General features: G+C 70.3%; 14 protein-coding genes. 8 read left to right on the forward strand and 6 right to left on the reverse strand.

Features of this window, described 5'->3' with window-relative positions; translation table 11 throughout:
• Positions 1–416 precede the first annotated feature (416 nt).
• From AB0L59_RS05025 to AB0L59_RS05050, 6 genes are all read left to right on the forward strand, one after another.
• On the forward strand, positions 417–1,592 hold the full coding sequence (locus AB0L59_RS05025) for a histone H1-like repetitive region-containing protein (RefSeq protein WP_365579263.1): 1,176 nt from the start codon (positions 417–419) through the stop codon (positions 1,590–1,592).
• 59 nt (positions 1,593–1,651) lie between these two features.
• Positions 1,652–2,287 (forward strand): signal peptidase II, encoded by a 636-nt coding sequence (gene lspA / locus AB0L59_RS05030; protein ID WP_365579265.1) that lies wholly within the window; start codon positions 1,652–1,654, stop codon positions 2,285–2,287.
• Between the two features lie 72 nt (positions 2,288–2,359).
• Positions 2,360–3,304: an RluA family pseudouridine synthase gene (locus AB0L59_RS05035; protein WP_365579267.1), complete on the forward strand. Its 945-nt coding sequence runs from the start codon at positions 2,360–2,362 to the stop codon at positions 3,302–3,304.
• On the forward strand, positions 3,301–3,768 hold the full coding sequence (locus tag AB0L59_RS05040; RefSeq protein ID WP_365579269.1) for a GNAT family N-acetyltransferase: 468 nt from the start codon (positions 3,301–3,303) through the stop codon (positions 3,766–3,768). Before AB0L59_RS05035 ends, AB0L59_RS05040 begins: the two co-directional genes overlap by 4 nt.
• A gap of 95 nt (positions 3,769–3,863) precedes the next feature.
• Entirely contained in the window at positions 3,864–5,450 is a 1,587-nt protein-coding gene (locus AB0L59_RS05045; RefSeq protein ID WP_365579271.1) for a Na+/H+ antiporter, read from the forward strand.
• A 114-nt stretch (positions 5,451–5,564) separates the two neighbouring features.
• A complete protein-coding gene (locus tag AB0L59_RS05050) occupies positions 5,565–6,305 on the forward strand; it encodes an SDR family oxidoreductase (protein WP_365579273.1) in 741 nt (246 codons plus the stop codon).
• A gap of 12 nt (positions 6,306–6,317) precedes the next feature.
• On the opposite strand, the gene AB0L59_RS05055 is transcribed toward AB0L59_RS05050, so the two are convergent.
• The gene (locus AB0L59_RS05055) at positions 6,318–7,424 is read right to left on the reverse strand and encodes a mechanosensitive ion channel domain-containing protein (RefSeq protein WP_365579275.1); all 1,107 of its coding nucleotides are present in this window, start codon (positions 7,422–7,424) and stop codon (positions 6,318–6,320) included.
• Between the two features lie 104 nt (positions 7,425–7,528).
• Between AB0L59_RS05055 and AB0L59_RS05060 the strand changes: the two genes are divergently transcribed.
• Positions 7,529–8,107, forward strand: a complete 579-nt coding sequence (locus AB0L59_RS05060) for a dienelactone hydrolase family protein (protein ID WP_365579277.1) — start codon at positions 7,529–7,531, stop codon at positions 8,105–8,107.
• A gap of 85 nt (positions 8,108–8,192) precedes the next feature.
• On the opposite strand, the gene AB0L59_RS05065 is transcribed toward AB0L59_RS05060, so the two are convergent.
• From AB0L59_RS05065 to AB0L59_RS05085, 5 genes are all read right to left on the reverse strand, one after another.
• Positions 8,193–8,543: a hypothetical protein gene (locus AB0L59_RS05065; RefSeq protein WP_365579279.1), complete on the reverse strand. Its 351-nt coding sequence runs from the start codon at positions 8,541–8,543 to the stop codon at positions 8,193–8,195.
• Positions 8,544–8,639: 96 nt separating this feature from the next.
• Positions 8,640–10,310, reverse strand: a complete 1,671-nt coding sequence (locus tag AB0L59_RS05070; protein WP_365579281.1) for an alkaline phosphatase D family protein — start codon at positions 10,308–10,310, stop codon at positions 8,640–8,642.
• 101 nt (positions 10,311–10,411) lie between these two features.
• Positions 10,412–11,221 (reverse strand): thioredoxin domain-containing protein, encoded by an 810-nt coding sequence (locus tag AB0L59_RS05075; RefSeq protein WP_365579283.1) that lies wholly within the window; start codon positions 11,219–11,221, stop codon positions 10,412–10,414.
• Positions 11,222–11,301: 80 nt separating this feature from the next.
• Positions 11,302–11,991 carry a hypothetical protein gene (locus tag AB0L59_RS05080; protein WP_365579285.1) on the reverse strand — a complete coding sequence of 230 codons (690 nt, stop codon included), beginning with the start codon at positions 11,989–11,991 and terminating at the stop codon, positions 11,302–11,304.
• 68 nt (positions 11,992–12,059) lie between these two features.
• The gene (locus tag AB0L59_RS05085) at positions 12,060–13,385 is read right to left on the reverse strand and encodes a DUF2252 domain-containing protein (protein WP_365579287.1); all 1,326 of its coding nucleotides are present in this window, start codon (positions 13,383–13,385) and stop codon (positions 12,060–12,062) included.
• A gap of 223 nt (positions 13,386–13,608) precedes the next feature.
• Between AB0L59_RS05085 and dnaE the strand changes: the two genes are divergently transcribed.
• Complete coding sequence (gene dnaE, locus AB0L59_RS05090; protein WP_365579289.1) at positions 13,609–17,148, forward strand: DNA polymerase III subunit alpha; 3,540 nt, start codon at positions 13,609–13,611, stop codon at positions 17,146–17,148.
• The last annotated feature ends 22 nt before the right edge of the window (positions 17,149–17,170 follow it).

A 17,170-nucleotide genomic window follows, 5' to 3' on the forward strand; every position in this document is an offset into this window, starting at 1 on the left:
GCTTTCTTCCGGCGGCTCCGGGGTGATCTTCACGTCGCGCTCGCCCCCGGGCTTCCACCGTCCCCGGGTCGCTCTGGGCTGCGTACGCCGCTACTCGTCCCCATCCACGCTTCTCGCTCCGCCCAGTGTACGGCGCCGCGCGGACAGCGGCTGACCGGTTTTCCGCGCGGTGCGGCCGCAGGCCCGGTGGCGGCCCCGGATGACCCGAATGGCGAGGGGGCGGGCGCCCGGGTCCGGGCAGGCCGCGCGCGGCGGATTACCTGGCGGGGAGCTGGGCACAACGGATGCAGGCCCGCTGCGGTGGGGGTGCGGGCGGGCGAATCGGGCGGTGTGCCCCGTTGCCGCGGGACTCAAGTCGATTTATCGTCCCAGCACGATTCGCGAGCAAGATCACAATATGTGAAGGGGCCGCGGCCATGGTGGCGAAAAAGACCGCCGTACAGCAGCCGGCGACCGGTCGGCGCAGGGGCGCGGCCGCCTCCGCCGCTGCGGCTGCCTCCGTCGGCGAGGTCAGGGAAGTGGCCGGTAAGAAGCGGGCGCCCGCGGCGAGGGACGCGGAGCCGGCCGCGAAGCATCCGGCGCCGAAGGAGGCGGCCGGGCAGGATCGGGCCGTCAGGAAAGCGGCCGCCAAGAAAACCGCGGTGAGGGAGACGGCCACCGGGAGGCCCGTAGCAGGCAAGGCGGCTGCCAAGGAGGCGCCGGCCAAGAGAACCGCAGCCAAGAAGGCCGCCGCCAGGAAGAGCGCGGCCGGGAAGACCGACGCGAAGGAGACGGTCGGCAAGAAGGCGGCAGCCGAGGAGACGGCCGCGAAGAAGTCCGCTGCCGTGAAGTCCGCCGCGGTGAAGCCCGCTGCCAGGAAGGCGTCGGCCCAGAAGGTGGCCGGTGGCGACGCGGTGGGCGGTACGGCGGTCCCGAAGAAGGCGGTGGCCGAGAAGGCAGGCGGGACAAAGCCGCCGGCGAAAGGGGTGACCGACGAGACGGCCGCGAAGAAGCCGGCGGCGAAGAGGGCCGCCGGCGGGAAGGCGGCCGTCGAGGGCGTCTCCACGGAGGCGGCCCACACGAGCACAGCCAAGAAAGCGGGCGCGGCGCGGGCCGCGAAGCAGACGGGAGCCACGACAGTGGTTGCGAAAAAGACTCCTGGCACGGCCACGGCGGGGACCGCCGTACCCAAGGCGCGGGTCGCCGCGGTGGAGCCCGGCGAACTGGCGGTGCGCCCCGGCGAGGACCCCTGGACCCCGGAAGAGGTCGCCGAGGCCCGTGCCGAGCTGCTGTCCGAGGTGGAGCGGCTGCGCAACGAGATCAGCTCCTCCGAGGCGTCCCTCGTGGGCCTGATGCGGGACTCGGGGGACGGCGCGGGAGACGACCAGGCCGACACCGGCACCAAGAACATCACCCGCGAGCACGAACTGGCGCTGGCCGCCAACGCGCGCGAGATGCTGATCCAGAACGAGCACGCCCTGGAGCGGCTGGACGCCGGCACCTACGGCCTGTGCGAGAACTGCGGCAACCCCATCGGCAAGGCCCGCATGCAGGCCTTCCCCAGGGCCACCCTGTGCGTCGAGTGCAAGCAGAAGCAGGAACGCCGCTCCTGAATGCGCGGGCCCGTGCCGTAGTCTCGTCCTCAGTCAGGCACCTAGGTTGAGGGACTCACGTGGCAGAGGCGGAGCGCATCATCGGTACGCCGGACACCCCGGACGAGAGCGGCGAGCACACGCCGGCGGGAGCGCCCGCCGGCTCCGGCGTGACCGCCGCTGCAGGTGCGTCCGGCACGGGCGAGCAGCCGGCGCAGGTCCGGAGCCGCCGCGGGCGCCGGATCGCCCTGCTGTTCGCGGTGGCCGCGTTCGCGTACGCCCTGGACCTGATCAGCAAGACGCTCGTGGTCGCCAAGCTGGAGGGCCACGCCCCGATCAAGCTGATCGGGGACTGGCTGGAGCTGAACGCCATCCGCAACCCGGGGGCGGCCTTCGGCTTCGGCGCGGCCTTCACGGTCATCTTCACCCTGATCGCCGCGGCCGTGATCCTGGTGATCATGCGCCTGGCCCGCAAGCTCTACAGCTACCCGTGGGCCGTCGCGCTCGGCCTGCTGCTCGGCGGCGCCCTCGGCAACCTGACCGACCGGATCTTCCGGTCGCCGGGCGTCTTCGAGGGCAAGGTCGTGGACTTCATCGCCCCCAAGGGCTTCGCGGTGTTCAACCTGGCCGACTCGGCGATCGTGTGCGGCGGCATCCTGATCGTGCTGCTGTCCTTCCGCGGACTCGATCCGGACGGCACGGTCCACAAGGACTGAGGCCGGCGCCCCCACAGCCGGTTTTCCACAGGCTCGTTCGGGCCGCTTCCGCCCGTCCGGCATACTCGACGGGTGAGCACGATTCCCGAGATCCGTACCCTGCCCGTGCCCGACGGCCTGGAGGGCGAGCGCGTCGACGCCGCCATCTCCCGCATGTTCGGCTTCTCCCGCACCAAGGCGGCGGAGCTGGCCGCCACCGGCAAGGTCCAGGTCGACGGCGCGGTGGTCGGCAAGTCGGAGCGGGTGCGCGGCGGCGCCTGGCTCGAGGTCGAGATGCCGCAGGCGCCCGCACCGGTACAGGTGGTCGCCGAGCCGGTCGAGGGCATGGAGATCGTGCACGACGACGAGGACGTGGTGGTGATCGTCAAGCCGGTCGGCGTGGCCGCGCACCCGTCGCCCGGCTGGAGCGGCCCCACGGTGATCGGCGGCCTCGCCGCGGCCGGTTACCGGATCTCCACCTCCGGCGCCGCCGAGCGCCAGGGCATCGTGCACCGCCTGGACGTCGGCACGTCGGGCCTGATGGCGGTCGCCAAGTCGGAGCGGGCGTACACCTCGCTCAAGCGCCAGTTCAAGGAGCGCACGGTCGACAAGCGCTACCACACCCTCGTCCAGGGCCACCCGGATCCGACGAGCGGCACGATCGACGCGCCGATCGGCCGCCACCCGAACCACGACTACAAGTGGGCGGTCACGGCCGACGGCAAGCCCTCCGTGACGCACTACGACCTCATCGAGGCGTTCCGTGCCGCCTCCCTGCTGGACGTGAAGCTGGAGACCGGACGCACCCACCAGATCCGGGTCCACATGTCCGCCCACCGCCACCCCTGCGTCGGCGACCTCACCTACGGTGCCGACCCCACGCTCGCCAAGCGGCTGCGCCTGACCCGCCAGTGGCTGCACGCCGTGCGCCTCGGCTTCGAGCACCCCGCGGACGGCCGGTGGGTGGAGTTCGACAGCGACTACCCCGAGGATCTGCAGACGGCCCTCGACCAGGTCCGTGAGGAGACGTACGGATGAGCGCGCCGTACAGCGTCCGGATCGCCGAGAGCCCGGGCGACCGCGAAGCCTGCTTCACGGTCCGCAAGGAGGTCTTCGTCGTGGAGCAGGGCGTCGACGAGGACATCGAGTACGACTCCTACGACGCGATCGCCGTGCATGTGCTGGCGGTCCGCGAGGACGGCCTGCCGCTCGGCACGGGCCGGCTGCTGCACGGCGAGGCGGCCGCCGCCAAGACCGGCGGGGACGACTCGGTGGGCTCCCTGGGGCGGCTCGCCGTGTCCCGCGAGGCCCGCGGGCTCGGCGTCGGTGTGGCCCTGGTGCGGGCCATCGAGGACGCGGCACGCGCGCGTGGCCTCACGGCGGTGGACCTGCACGCCCAGACCCACGCGCTGGGCTTCTACGAGCGCCTCGGCTACGCCGCCTACGGCCCGGAGTTCCCGGACGCCGGCATCCCGCACCGGGCGATGCGCCGGGCCCTGTAGGTCTCGCGTCGCGCCTTGCGGCGGCAGGCGTGCGCGTCGGTCGGATGGCAGGCTTGAGGCCTGCCGTGTGATCGTCGACCCTCGGAGCGCCGGCCGTGGATCAGTTGGCCCTGTTGTTCGTACTGCTGCTCGGGGCCCTGGTGAGCGTCCCGGTGGGGGACCGGTTCGGGGTGCCGGCGCCGGTGCTGATGACGGTGTTCGGTGGGATCCTCGCGGTGGCCGACTTCGTGCCGAACGTGAACATCCCGCCGGAGCTGATCCTGCCCGGGCTGCTTCCGCCGCTGCTCTACGCCGCCGTACGGCGCACCTCCTGGCGGCAGTTCGCGGCCAACGTCCGACCGATCCTCCTGCTGGCCGTCGCCCTGGTGTTCGTCACGATGGTGTGCGTGGCGTTCGTCGCCGGCGCGATCGTGCCGGGGCTGCCGCTCGCCGCCGCCTTCGCGCTCGGCGCGCTGATCGCCCCGCCCGACCCGGTCGCCGCGACCAGCGTCGCGGGGCAGCTCGGACTGCCGCGCCGGCTGGTGTCGATCCTGGAGGGCGAGGGGCTCTTCAACGACGTCACGGCCATCGTGCTGTACCACGTGGCGATCGCCGCGGCCGTGAGCGGCTCGTTCTCGGCGTGGCGCGCCGGACTCGACCTGGTGCTGTCGGCCGTCGTCGCGGTGGCCGTCGGCCTGGTGCTGGGCTGGGGCGCGAACAAGCTGATGGATCTGCTGGGAGATCCGACCCTGCAGATCGGCATGACCCTGCTGGTGCCGTACGCGTCCTACGTCCTCGCGGAGAGGCTGCACGGGTCCGGGGTGCTCGCGGTGCTCACCACCGCGCTCTTCCTCGCCGAGTACGCCACCGACGCCGACGACGTGATGACCCGGCTGGCCGGGTACGCCTTCTGGGACATCATCGACACCCTCGTCACGGGCGTCGCTTTCGGGCTCATCGGCCTCGAGCTGCACAACGCCATCCGCACGGCCCAGGGGCGCTGGGGAGAGATGCTCGGCTGGGCCGCCGCCGTGGTGGGCGTGGTGATCGTCGTACGGCTGGCGTGGCTGCTGCCCGCGACCTGGCTGACCAAGCGGCTGCACGCACGCCGGGACTACGACGAGGAGATCCCGATGAGCTGGCGGGAGACGGTCGTGATGTGGTGGTCCGGGATGCGCGGGGTGGCCTCGGTGGCGCTGGCGCTGGCGGTTCCGCTGAAGACCGACGCCGGGTCCGCGTTCCCCGACCGCGACGAGATCATCTTCATCGCCTTCGGGGTCATCGTCGTCACGCTGGTGCTGCAGGGGTTCACGCTGCCTTCCCTGGTGAAGTGGCTCGGTGTGCGGGCCGACTCCGAGCGGGAGAAGGAGTTCGAGAAGGAACTGGCGGTACGGGCCGCGAAGGCGGCCAAGCGCAGGTTGCGGGAGATCGAGCAGGTGGAGGACCTGCCCGAGGAACTGTCCGAGCAGATGCTGCGGCGGGCCTTCGACATAGGGATCCGGATCAGTCCCGACATCGGGGAGGAGGAGCGGCGGGGGGCGCAGCACCAGCGGGCCAAGCGGCTGAAGCGGATCCGGAACATCCAGAACGAGATGCTGAGCGCGGCCCGCCACGAGGTGCTGGCTGCGCGCAGCGAGCCGGGGGCGGACCCGGAGATCGTGGACCGGGTGCTCAGGCATCTCGACGTACGGAGTCTGCGGTGATCCCGGCTGCGTGGTCCACTCGGTGGTGACCCTTGCGCGTGGATGGTCATACGAATGTGCCGGACCTGTGGATAAATCCCGGCACGTCCGGTGCCGCGCTCCTACTCTCGGATCATGACTCGCAACATCGTGATCAGTGGTGGCGGTACGGGAATCGGGCTGGCGGCGGCGCGGGCGTTCGCGGCGGACGGCGACCGGGTGCTGTTGCTCGGGCGGCGCGCGGAGGTGCTGGAGAAGGCCGATGTGCCCGGGGCGCTGACCCATGCGGCGGACCTCTCCGATCCCGGGCAGGTGCGCGGGGTGGCCCGGCGCGTCGCCGAGGAGCTGGGCACCGTCGACGTGCTGGTGCACGGTGCCGGCGGCGCCGGGTATCTGGAGCCCCCGTCCGAGAGCGAGGATCCCCTGGACCGGGTGGCCCACGACTGGACCGTCACCTTCCGGCAGAACCTCCTGACCGCCGCGCTCCTCACCGAAGCGCTCAAGGACCGGCTCGCCGCGCCCGGAGGCCGGGTGCTCTTCGTCAGTTCCATCGCCGCCTACCGGGGCTCGGGCACCGGCGCCTACGCGGCGGCCAAGGCCGGACTCCATCCCTACGCGCACGACCTCGCCCGGGAGCTGGGGCCCCGCGGCATCACCGTGAACGTGGTCGCGCCGGGATTCGTCGAGGACACCGAGTTCTTCGGTGACACCATGGACGAGGCCCGGCGGGCGCGGCTCGTCGCCGACACCCTGACCGGCCGCGCGGGGATACCGGGAGACGTGGCCGCGACCCTGCACTGGCTGGCCTCGCACGGGGCCGGGCACGTCACCTCACAGGTCATCCAGGTCAACGGCGGCGCGGAGCGCGGCCGTTGAGGGATGTTCCGGTCAGCCGCGGCGGGTGCGCGGGATGTCGTAGTCCTTGTCGAGACGGGTGCTGTCGGCGGAGGGGAGGCCCTGCGGCGGGAGCACCGCCTGGGAGGTGTTGACGCGGGGGAGCGCGTAGGGGTGCTCGTTCAGCAGCCAGTCGATCATCTGCTCGCGGACCGTGACCCGTACGGTCCAGATGTCGTCGGCGTCCTTCGCGGTCATCAGGGCCCGGACCTGGATGGTGTTGGGCGTGCTGTCCGTCACCACCAGGCCGTAGGCGCGGCCGTCCCAGGCCGGGCTCTCGCGCAGGATGTCGCGCAGCCTCTCGCGCATCGCCTCGACGGGCGCGCTGTGGTCGAGGTGCCAGAAGACGGTGCCGGTCATCTGCGGGGTGCCCCGCGACCAGTTCTCGAAGGGTTTGGAGGTGAAGTACGACACCGGCATGGTGATCCGGCGTTCGTCCCAGGTCCGTACCGTCAGAAAGGTCAGGGTGATCTCCTCGACCGTGCCCCACTCGCCGTCCACGACGACCGTGTCGCCGATGCGCACCATGTCGCCGAAGGCGATCTGCAGCCCCGCGAACATGTTCGACAGGGTCGACTGGGCGGCCACACCGGCGATGGCGGCGATGATGCCCGCCGAAGCCAGCAGCGAGGCGCCGGCCGCGCGCATCGCCGGGAACGTCAGCAGCATGGAGGCGACCGCCACCACGATCACGATCGCCGACACCACGCGCATGATCAGCTCCACCTGGGTGCGCACCCTGCGCACCCGGGCGGCGTCCCGGTGGGCCCGGGCGTAGCGGCTGTAGGTGGTCTCGACGATCGCCGCGGCGATCCGGATCACCAGCCAGGCGGCGGAGCCGATCAGCACCAGGGTCAGCATCCGGCCGATGCCGACCTGGTGCTGCTCGAGCACCTTCGCCTGGTCGTACGACCCCCGGAGCAGGGCGGCGCACAGGACGAGCTGGTAGGGGATGCGGCCGCGGCGCAGCAGCCCCCACAGTGGTGAGTCGTTGTCGCGTTCGTCGGCCTTGCACAGCAGCCGGTCGGTGGCCCAGCCGATGGCCAGCGTGAGCAGCACCGCGCCGCCGATCACGATCACAGGGCGGAGTACGTTCTCCATGCCTCCGCTCCTAACCGGCGCCCGGCGGACATGAACATGTGAGTTCCGCGTGTTCCCGGGTACGGCGGCTCGGGCGGCCCCGTACCGGCTGGCACCATGGCCTCATGAACATCATGCTTTTTCACTCGACCTACGGCCTCAGGCCCGCCGTGCGCGAGGCCGCGGACCGGCTGCGCGCGGCCGGTCACGAGGTGTGGACGCCGGACCTCTTCGAGGGGCGCACGTTCGGCACCGTCGAGGAGGGCATGGAGTTCAAGGAGCGGATCGGCAAGGAGGAACTGCTGAAGCGGGCCGTGCTGGCGGCCGCCCCGTACTCGGACCGCGGGCTGGTGTACGCCGGGTTCTCCCTCGGTGCCTCCATCGCCCAGACGCTCGCCCTCGGCGACGCCAAGGCGCGCGGGCTGCTGCTTCTGCACGGCACGTCGGACATCGCGCCGACCGCGCAGGTGGACGAGCTGCCGGTGCAGCTGCATGTGGCCGAGCCGGACCCGTTCGAGACGGACGACTGGCTGACCGCCTGGTATCTCCAGATGGGCCGGGCCGGCGCCGATGTGGAGATCTACCGGTACGCCGGCGCCGGGCACCTCTACACCGACCCCGAGCTCCCGGACTACGACGCCGAGGCCGCCGAGGCCACCTGGCGGGTGGCGCTCGGCTTCCTGGACGGTCTGCGGGCGGAGTGAAGGACGCACCGGCCCGGGCCGTGCGCGCATGGCTCGGGCCGGGTGCTCAAGCGGTGACCACCGGCGCTGTGCCGTGCCGGGAGCCTCAGCCCGGGAAGCACTCCTTGGGCGGGTGGACCAGCGACTGGAAGTGCCCGGACCACACCCAGGCCGTCGGCTGGGAGTCGTAGATCCTGAACCACATGTTCCCCGACGGGGTCTTCGTGGTCGAGCACTGGATGCGCAGGGTCGTCCCGTGCTTCTCCACGCCGTACCGCTTGGACGAGTCACTCGGCGCGGCGTATATGGGCGCTCCATGGGGATCCAGCACGGTCAGATCGACGAAGGCCGGTGCTGCCGAGGCCTCCTGCGCCTGGGCGACGCAGGCGAGTCCGGCGAGGGTCAGGGCGGCCGCAATCGTCGCGGTCTTCTTCAGGGCACCTTGGGGGGTGGCCATGTGTCTCCCATCATCATGGTGGTGACGATCTGTCACCTACCGGTCTGATGCGGAAATCCTCCGCCGGGCTGCCTCCTGACCGGCCGGAACGAACGGCTACACCGGGTCGTAGGTCCGCTCGACCTTCTGCGTGCCGCTGCGGGTGCGGTAGGAGCGCACCCACCTCGAGGTCGCGTTCGCGTCGGTGCGGTCGGAGAGGACGTAGTAGTCCATCTGCGCGCGGTCGTCGGTGATGTCCAGCACGCCGTAGCCGTGCCGGTCGGTGTCCACCCAGTGGACGTGACGGTTGGCGGCCTCGATGAGCGGCGCGGCGACGGCGGAGACGGTGCCCTCGGGGACCTTCACGATGTCGTCGAGGTTGTCGGAGGTCACCGAGGTGATCACGAACTCGGTGGCCGCCGACGGCGACAGCGGGTAGGTGCCCGCGTCCACCGGCACGTCGTTGGCCCAGGACATGTGGATGTCACCGGTCAGGAAGACGGTGTTGCCGATGGCGTTCGAGCGCAGGTGGTCGAGGAGCTCACGCCGGTCGTGGGTGTAGCCGTCCCACTGGTCGGTGTTGATGCCGATGCCGTCCTGCGGCAGGTCGAGCAGCTTGGCGAGCGGCTTGAGCAGGTCGGCGGTGAGCGAGCCGATGACGAACGGCGCGATCATCACGGAGTTGCCGACCAGCCGCCACTTGGTGTCGGAGGCCTTCAGGCCCGCCTTCAGCCAGTCGAGCTGGGCCCGGCCGGTGATCGTCCGGTTCGGGTCGTCCACCGAGCCGCTGCCGGCGGACGCCTGCTGGGAGCGGAAGGAGCGCAGGTCCAGCAGCGACAGATCGGCGAGCTTGCCGAAGCGCAGCCGCCGGTAGGTGGTCCCCTCGATCGCGGGGCGGACCGGCATCCACTCGAAGTAGGCCTGCTTGGCGGCCGCCTTGCGGGCGGTCCAGGTGCCCTCGGCGCCCTCGGTGTGGTTGACCGCGCCGCCCGACCAGGCGTTGTCGGCGAACTCGTGGTCGTCCCAGATCGCGACGACCGGCGCCTTCAGGTGCAGGGCCTGGAGGTCGGGGTCGGTCTTGTACTTGCCGTGGCGGATGCGGTAGTCGGCCAGCGTGATGATCTCGTTGGCCGGCGCGTGCGGGCGGACGACGGTGCCGCGCGCGGCGTACTCGCCGGACTTGTACTCGTAGATGTAGTCGCCGAGGTGCAGCCAGGCGTCCAGGTCGCCGCGGGCCGCGAGGTGTCGGTAGGCGGCGAAGTAGCCGGCCTCCCAGTTGGCGCAGGTGACCACGCCGAAGCGCAGGCCGGGCACGCGCGCGTCGGCCGCCGGCGCGGTACGGGTACGCGCCACGGGGGAGTCGGTGCCGCCGGCGGAGAACCGGAACCAGTAGTCGGTCGCCGGTTCCAGGCCGCGGATGTCGGCCTTCACGGTGTGGTCGGAGGCGGCGGTCGCCGTGAGCGAGCCCTTGGCGACGATGTTCGTCAGCGCCTTGTCCGTGGCGACGACCCAGCTGACCTCGGTGTCAGGGCCGACGCCCGAGCCGGGTATCGCGTCCGGGACCGGGGTCACCCGGGTCCACAGCAGGATGCCGTCGGGCAGCGGGTCACCGGAGGCGACTCCGTGCAGGAAGGCGGGGGCCTGGTCGGCCGCGCGCGCCGGCAGGCCGGCGGCGAGCGGGCCGGCCAGCACAGCCGTCGCCGCCGCGGCCTTGACGACCGTACGGCGGCGGGGCGAGAGGGAGTTGAGGCCCTTGGACGCCTCAAATGATCTGTTTCGACTGGTCACGACCGATCAGGTTACTGATCGGTACAAGCGAGAGTGGGCGAACTCCGAAAGTTCGCCCACTCTTCACGCGGAGGCCCGATTCACGGTGGCCCGCCAATCCGTCAGCCCTTGAGGGCCGCGTCCACCACCCTGTTGAAGTCGGCCACCGTCAGCAGCGGGCTGCCGCCGTTGAGCTGCTTGCCGTCCATGACGAAGCCGGGGGTGCCGGTCACGCCGTCCTTGTTGTCGTCGAAGGTCTTCGACATGCGCATCGCCCAGGCGTCGTAGGTGCCCTTCTTGACCGCGTTCTGGAACTTCGCGTTGTTCTTCAGCGCCGGGACGGTGTTCGCCACCTGGATGAGGTAGTTGTCGTCCTTGAACTTGTCGACCGTCTCGTCCGGGTGCCACTTCGTCGAGTACAGGGCGGACTTGTACTCGAGGAACGCCTCGGGGCTGACGTTCAGCGCGGCGCCGAGGGCGCTCAGCGCGTTCTTGGAGCCCTGGCCGTTGTCGTGGTCGTCGATGAACGTGGCGCCCACGTACTGGAACTTGAACTTGCCGTCGTCGATGTCCTGCTTCACGGTCGTGCCGACGTTCTGCTCGAACTGGGCGCACACGGGGCAGCGCGGGTCCTCGTAGACCTTGAGGGTCTTCTTGGCGCTGTCCTTGCCGATGACGACCGTGGTGCCGTCCGTGCCGGAGGTGTTGGCCGGCGCGACGACCGTGGCGGTCTTCATGCTCTCCCAGTAGCCGGGCTTGTTCGCCTGGACGACGGCGTAGCCGATGCCGCCGGCCGCGGCCAGCACCGCCACGACCGAGGCGGCCACGATGATCTGCCGCCTGACCTTGGCGCGCTTGGCCTGCCGCTCGCGCTCCTCGCGCAGCCGCTCCCGGGCCGCCGTCTTCGCCGACTGGGTGTTCCGCTTGCTCATATTCGTGATCTCCGTGTGGGACGCGCACATGCCGTACGCGGGATACGTGCGGGGGGCTGGGTGTGCTCAGGTCTCGCCGCTCAGCCGAGGGCGAGGGCGGGCGAGCACGGCGGTCCACGCCGTCCCAGGGAGTGCACGAGAAGCCGGTCGCGGGCGGCGGCCCGGCGCGGCGCCGGGCGCGGCAGCCGGCGCACCGGGGTCAGCCGGACGGCGACCGCGGCCACCGCCAGCAGCAGCGGCCGGAAGGTGGTGGCGGCGACCGCGCGCAGCAGCTGCACCAGAGCCCGCTCGCCCCGGCGCAGCCACGCGGCGGCGAGCAGGCCCACGCCGACGTGCGCGGCGAGCAGCAGCCAGGCGGCCGCCGGACTGGCGTGCGCGAGCAGCGCCGCGGGGCGGCCGTGGGCCCCGGTCATCTGGGCCAGCGGGGTGCCGACGGCACCGCCCTGGCACAGCACGTCGAAGCCGAAGGCGTGCAGGGGGCCGGCGACCGGGCCGCCCGCCCTTCCGTAACAGGTGTTCTGGCCGGTGGTGAACACCGTGTCGGCGGCCAGCTCCAGCGGGATCAGCAGGGCCGCGATCCGGCCGTAGCCGCGCTCGCGGCCCGCCAGCGCATACGCGGTGGCGAACACCCCGGCGGCGATCGCCGCCACGGTCCCGGCCGGCAGCGGGGCCCGGGACAGCAGCACGTGCGACGCGGTGCTGAGCGTCACGACGACAGCCGTGAACAGCGCCGCGCGCACGGCTCTGAGCTGGGTCCCGGATATGTCCATAGCGAGAGAAGAGTCTGACACGTAAGCGGTTAAGGGACCCCTAAAGGGTGCCTGTGAGTGCGCGAAGGTTACAGCCCCGGAATCCGGCCGTTGCGGAACAGGTCGACGAAGATCTGGTGGTCGGCACGCGCGCGTGCGCCGTAGCTGTGCGCGAATTCCACCAGCAGGGGCGCGAAGCCCTCCTCGTCGGCCGCGAGCGCCGCGTCGATGGCCCGCTCGGTGGAGAACGGCACCAGGGACTCGCCGGAGGTGTCGTCCGCCGCCGCGTGCATCGTCGCCGTGGCCCGGCCCAGGTCGGCGACGACCTGCGCGATCTCCTCAGGGTCGTCGATGTCGCCCCAGTCCAGGTCGACGGCGTACGGCGAGACCTCGGCCACCAGCTGGCCCGCGCCGTCCAGCTCGGTCCAGCCAAGCCACGGGTCGGCGTGCGCCTGCAGGGCGCGCTGGGAGATCACCGTGCGGTGGCCCTCGTGCTGGAAGTAGCCGGCGATGGCCGGGTCCGTGACGTGACGGGAGACGGCCGGGGTCTGGGCCTGCTTGATGTAGATCACGACGTCGTTCTCCAGGGCGTCGCTGTGGCCCTCCAGGAGGATGTTGTACGACGGCAGGCCGGCCGACCCGATGCCGATGCCCCGGCGGCCGACGACGTCCTTCACGCGGTACGAGTCCGGGCGGGCCAGGGAGGAGTCCGGCAGCGTCTCCAGGTAGCCGTCGAAGGCCGCGAGGACCTTGTAGCGGGTGGCCGCGTCCAGCTCGATGGAGCCGCCGCCCGGCGCGAATCGGCGCTCGAAGTCGCGGATCTCCGTCATCGAGTCCAGCAGCTCGAAGCGGGTCAGCGAACGGGCGGCGCGCAGGGCGCCCAGCAGCGGGCCATCGGCGGTGTCCAGGGTGAACGGCGGCACCTCGTCGCTCTTCGCGCCCGTGGCCAGGGCGTGGACGCGCTCGCGGTAGGCACCGGCGTAGATCCGCACGAGCTCGGTGATCTGCTCGTCGCTGAGCGCCTTCGCGTACCCGATGAGCGCGATCGACGCCGAGAAGCGCTTCAGGTCCCAGGTGAACGGGCCGACGTAGGCCTCGTCGAAGTCGTTGACGTTGAAGACCAGGCGGCCGTTGGAGTCCATGTACGTGCCGAAGTTCTCCGCGTGCAGATCGCCGTGGATCCACACACGTGAGGTGCGGTCGTCCAGAAAGGGACCGCCCCGCTTTTCGGCGTCCAGGTCGTGGTAGAAGAGGCACGCCGTGCCCCGGTAGAACGCGAAGGCCGAGGCGGCCATCTTCCGGAACTTCACCCGGAACGCGGCCGGGTCGGCGGCCAGGAGCCGGCCGAAGGCGGTGTCGAAGACGGCGAGGATCTCCTCGCCGCGCTGCTCGTCGCTGAGCTGGGGGACCGACATCGCGGGGTGCCTCCTGGTGCGGGAGTGGTACATGAACGTGCATCGACGGGTACGACAGCGCTTCCGCCGTCTCCAACGGGCGACGCCACGCGGGAGTGCCCGGTTCCCGCACGAAGGTACGCAAGGACCGGCCCCCGGTGTCAGTCCCGAGGCATAGACTTCGACGCTGACCCCAGAACCGTCCGCCGCGCCGTCGCCCAGTGTTCTCGTTGGAGGCCATACCGTGTCAAAGCCGCCCTTCACGCACCTGCACGTCCACACCCAGTACTCGCTGCTGGACGGTGCCGCGCGGCTCAAGGACATGTTCAACGCGTGCAACGAGATGGGCATGACGCACATCGCCATGTCCGACCACGGCAACCTCCACGGGGCGTACGACTTCTTCCACTCGGCGAAGAAGGCCGGAATCACCCCGATCATCGGGATCGAGGCGTATGTCGCCCCCGAGTCCCGGCGCAACAAGCGCAAGATCCTCTGGGGCCAGCCGCACCAGAAGCGGGACGACATCTCCGGCTCCGGTGGTTACACCCACAAGACGATGTGGGCCGTGAACAAGACCGGCCTGCACAACCTCTTCCGCCTCTCCTCCGACGCCTACGCCGAGGGCTGGCTGCAGAAGTGGCCCCGGATGGACAAGGAGACCATCGCCCAGTGGTCCGAGGGCATCGTGGCCTCCACCGGCTGCCCCTCCGGCGAGGTGCAGACCCGGCTGCGCCTCGGCCACTTCGACGAGGCCCTGAAGGCCGCCGCCGACTACCAGGACATCTTCGGCAAGGACCGGTACTTCCTGGAGCTGATGGACCACGGCATCGAGATCGAGCGCCGGGTCCGCGACGGCCTGCTGGAGATCGGCAGGAAGCTCGGCATCCCCCCGCTGGTCACCAACGACTCGCACTACACCTACGCGCACGAGGCCGGCGCCCACGACGCCCTGCTGTGCATCCAGACCGGCAAGAACCTCTCCGACCCGGACCGCTTCAAGTTCGACGGCACCGGCTACTACCTGAAGTCCACGGACGAGATGTACGCCATCGACTCCTCGGACGCCTGGCAGGAGGGCTGTGCCAACACGCTCCTCGTCGCCGAGATGGTCGACACGGACGGCATGTTCGAGAAGCGCGACCTCATGCCCAAGTTCGACATCCCCGAGGGCTACACCGAGGTCACCTGGTTCAAGGAGGAAGTGCGCCGGGGCATGGAGCGCCGCTTCCCCGGCGGCATCCCCGAGGACCGCCAGAAGCAGGCCGACTACGAGATGGACGTCATCATCTCGATGGGCTTCCCCGGCTACTTCCTCGTCGTCGCCGACTTCATCATGTGGGCCAAGAACAACGGCATCGCCGTCGGCCCCGGCCGGGGCTCCGCGGCCGGCTCGATCGTCGCCTACGCCATGGGCATCACCGACCTCGACCCGATCCCGCACGGCCTGATCTTCGAGCGGTTCCTCAACCCCGAGCGCATCTCGATGCCCGATGTCGACATCGACTTCGACGAGCGCCGGCGCGTCGAGGTGATCCGGTACGTGACCGAGAAGTACGGCGCCGACAAGGTCGCCATGATCGGCACCTACGGCACCATCAAGGCCAAGAACGCGATCAAGGACTCCGCGCGCGTGCTGGGCTACCCGTACGCGATGGGCGACCGCATCACCAAGGCCATGCCCGCCGACGTCCTCGGCAAGGGCATCCCGCTGTCCGGCATCACCGACCCGCAGCACCCCCGCTACAGCGAGGCCGGCGAGGTCCGCGGGATGTACGAGAACGAACCGGACGTGAAGAAGGTCATCGACACCGCGCGCGGCGTGGAGGGCCTGGTCCGGCAGATGGGCGTGCACGCCGCCGGCGTGATCATGTCCAGCGAGACCATCACCGAGCACGTCCCGGTGTGGGTGCGGCACACCGACGGCGTGACGATCACGCAGTGGGACTACCCGAGCTGTGAGTCGCTCGGCCTGCTGAAGATGGACTTCCTGGGCCTGCGCAACCTCACGATCATGGACGACGCGGTCAAGATGGTGAAGGCCAACAAGGGCCGCGACATCGACCTGCTCTCCCTGCCGCTCGACGACCCCAAGACCTTCGAGCTGCTCCAGCGCGGCGACACCCTCGGCGTCTTCCAGTTCGACGGCGGCCCCATGCGGTCCCTGCTGCGGCTGATGAAGCCCGACAACTTCGAAGACATCTCCGCCGTGTCGGCCCTGTACCGCCCGGGTCCGATGGGCATGAACTCCCACACGAACTACGCGCTGCGCAAGAACAAGCAGCAGGAGATCACGCCGATCCACAAGGAGCTGGCGGAGCCCCTCGAGGAGGTCCTGGCCGTCACCTACGGCCTGATCGTCTACCAGGAGCAGGTGCAGAAGGCCGCCCAGATCATCGCGGGCTACTCGCTCGGCGAGGCCGACATCCTGCGCCGTGTGATGGGTAAGAAGAAGCCCGACGAACTGGCGAAGAACTTCACCATCTTCCAGGCGGGCGCGCGCAAGAACGGCTACAGCGACGAGGCCATCCAGGCGCTGTGGGACGTGCTGGTCCCGTTCGCCGGCTACGCGTTCAACAAGGCGCACTCCGCCGCGTACGGCCTGGTCTCGTACTGGACGGCGTACCTCAAGGCGAACTACCCCGCCGAGTACATGGCCGCCCTGCTGACCTCCGTCAAGGACGACAAGGACAAGTCGGCGGTCTACCTCAACGAGTGCCGCCGCATGGGCATCCGGGTGCTCCCGCCGAACGTCAACGAGTCCGAGGCCAACTTCGCCGCCCAGGGCGACGACGTGATCCTCTTCGGCCTCTCCGCCGTCCGCAACGTCGGCACCAACGTGGTCGAGTCGATCATCAAGTGCCGCAAGGCGAAGGGGAAGTACGCCTCCTTCCCCGACTACCTCGACAAGGTCGAGGCGGTGGTCTGCAACAAGCGCACCACCGAATCGCTGATCAAGGCGGGCGCCTTCGACGAGATGGGCCACACCCGCAAGGGCCTCATGGCGCAGTACGAGCCGATGATCGACAACGTGGTCGCGGTCAAGCGCAAGGAGGCCGAGGGGCAGTTCGACCTCTTCGGCGGCATGGGCGAGGAGACCAGCAGCGAGCCGGGCTTCGGACTCGACGTGCAGTTCACCGACGACGAGTGGGACAAGACCTATCTGCTCGCCCAGGAGCGGGAGATGCTCGGTCTGTACGTCTCCGACCACCCGCTCTTCGGCCTGGAACACGTCCTCGCCGACAAGGCCGACGCGGGCATCGCCCAGCTCACCGGCGGCGAGCACGCCGACGGCGCGGTCGTCACCATCGGCGGCATCATCTCCGGCCTGCAGCGCAAGATGACCAAGCAGGGCAACGCCTGGGCGATCGCCACCGTCGAGGACCTCGCCGGCTCCATCGAGTGCATGTTCTTCCCGGCGACCTACCAGCTGGTGTCCACCCAACTCGTGGAGGACGCCGTGGTGTTCGTCAAGGGCCGCCTCGACAAGCGCGAGGACGTGCCGCGGCTCGTCGCCATGGAGTTGATGGTCCCGGACCTGTCCAACGCGGGCACCAACGCGCCGGTGATCCTCACCATCCCGGCGGTCAAGGTCACCCCGCCCATGGTCAGCCGCCTCGGCGAGATCCTCAGCCACCACAAGGGCGACAGCGAGGTCCGCATCAAGCTCCAGGGTCCGCGCAAGACCACGGTGCTGCGCCTGGACCGGCACCGGGTCAAGCCCGACCCGGCTCTCTTCGGTGACTTGAAGGTGCTGCTCGGCCCGTCCTGCCTGGCCGGCTGACCCAGCGCCGTGTGAGAACACG

It is taken from the genome of Streptomyces sp. NPDC052109 (assembly GCF_040680195.1).
Classification (GTDB): domain Bacteria; phylum Actinomycetota; class Actinomycetes; order Streptomycetales; family Streptomycetaceae; genus Streptomyces.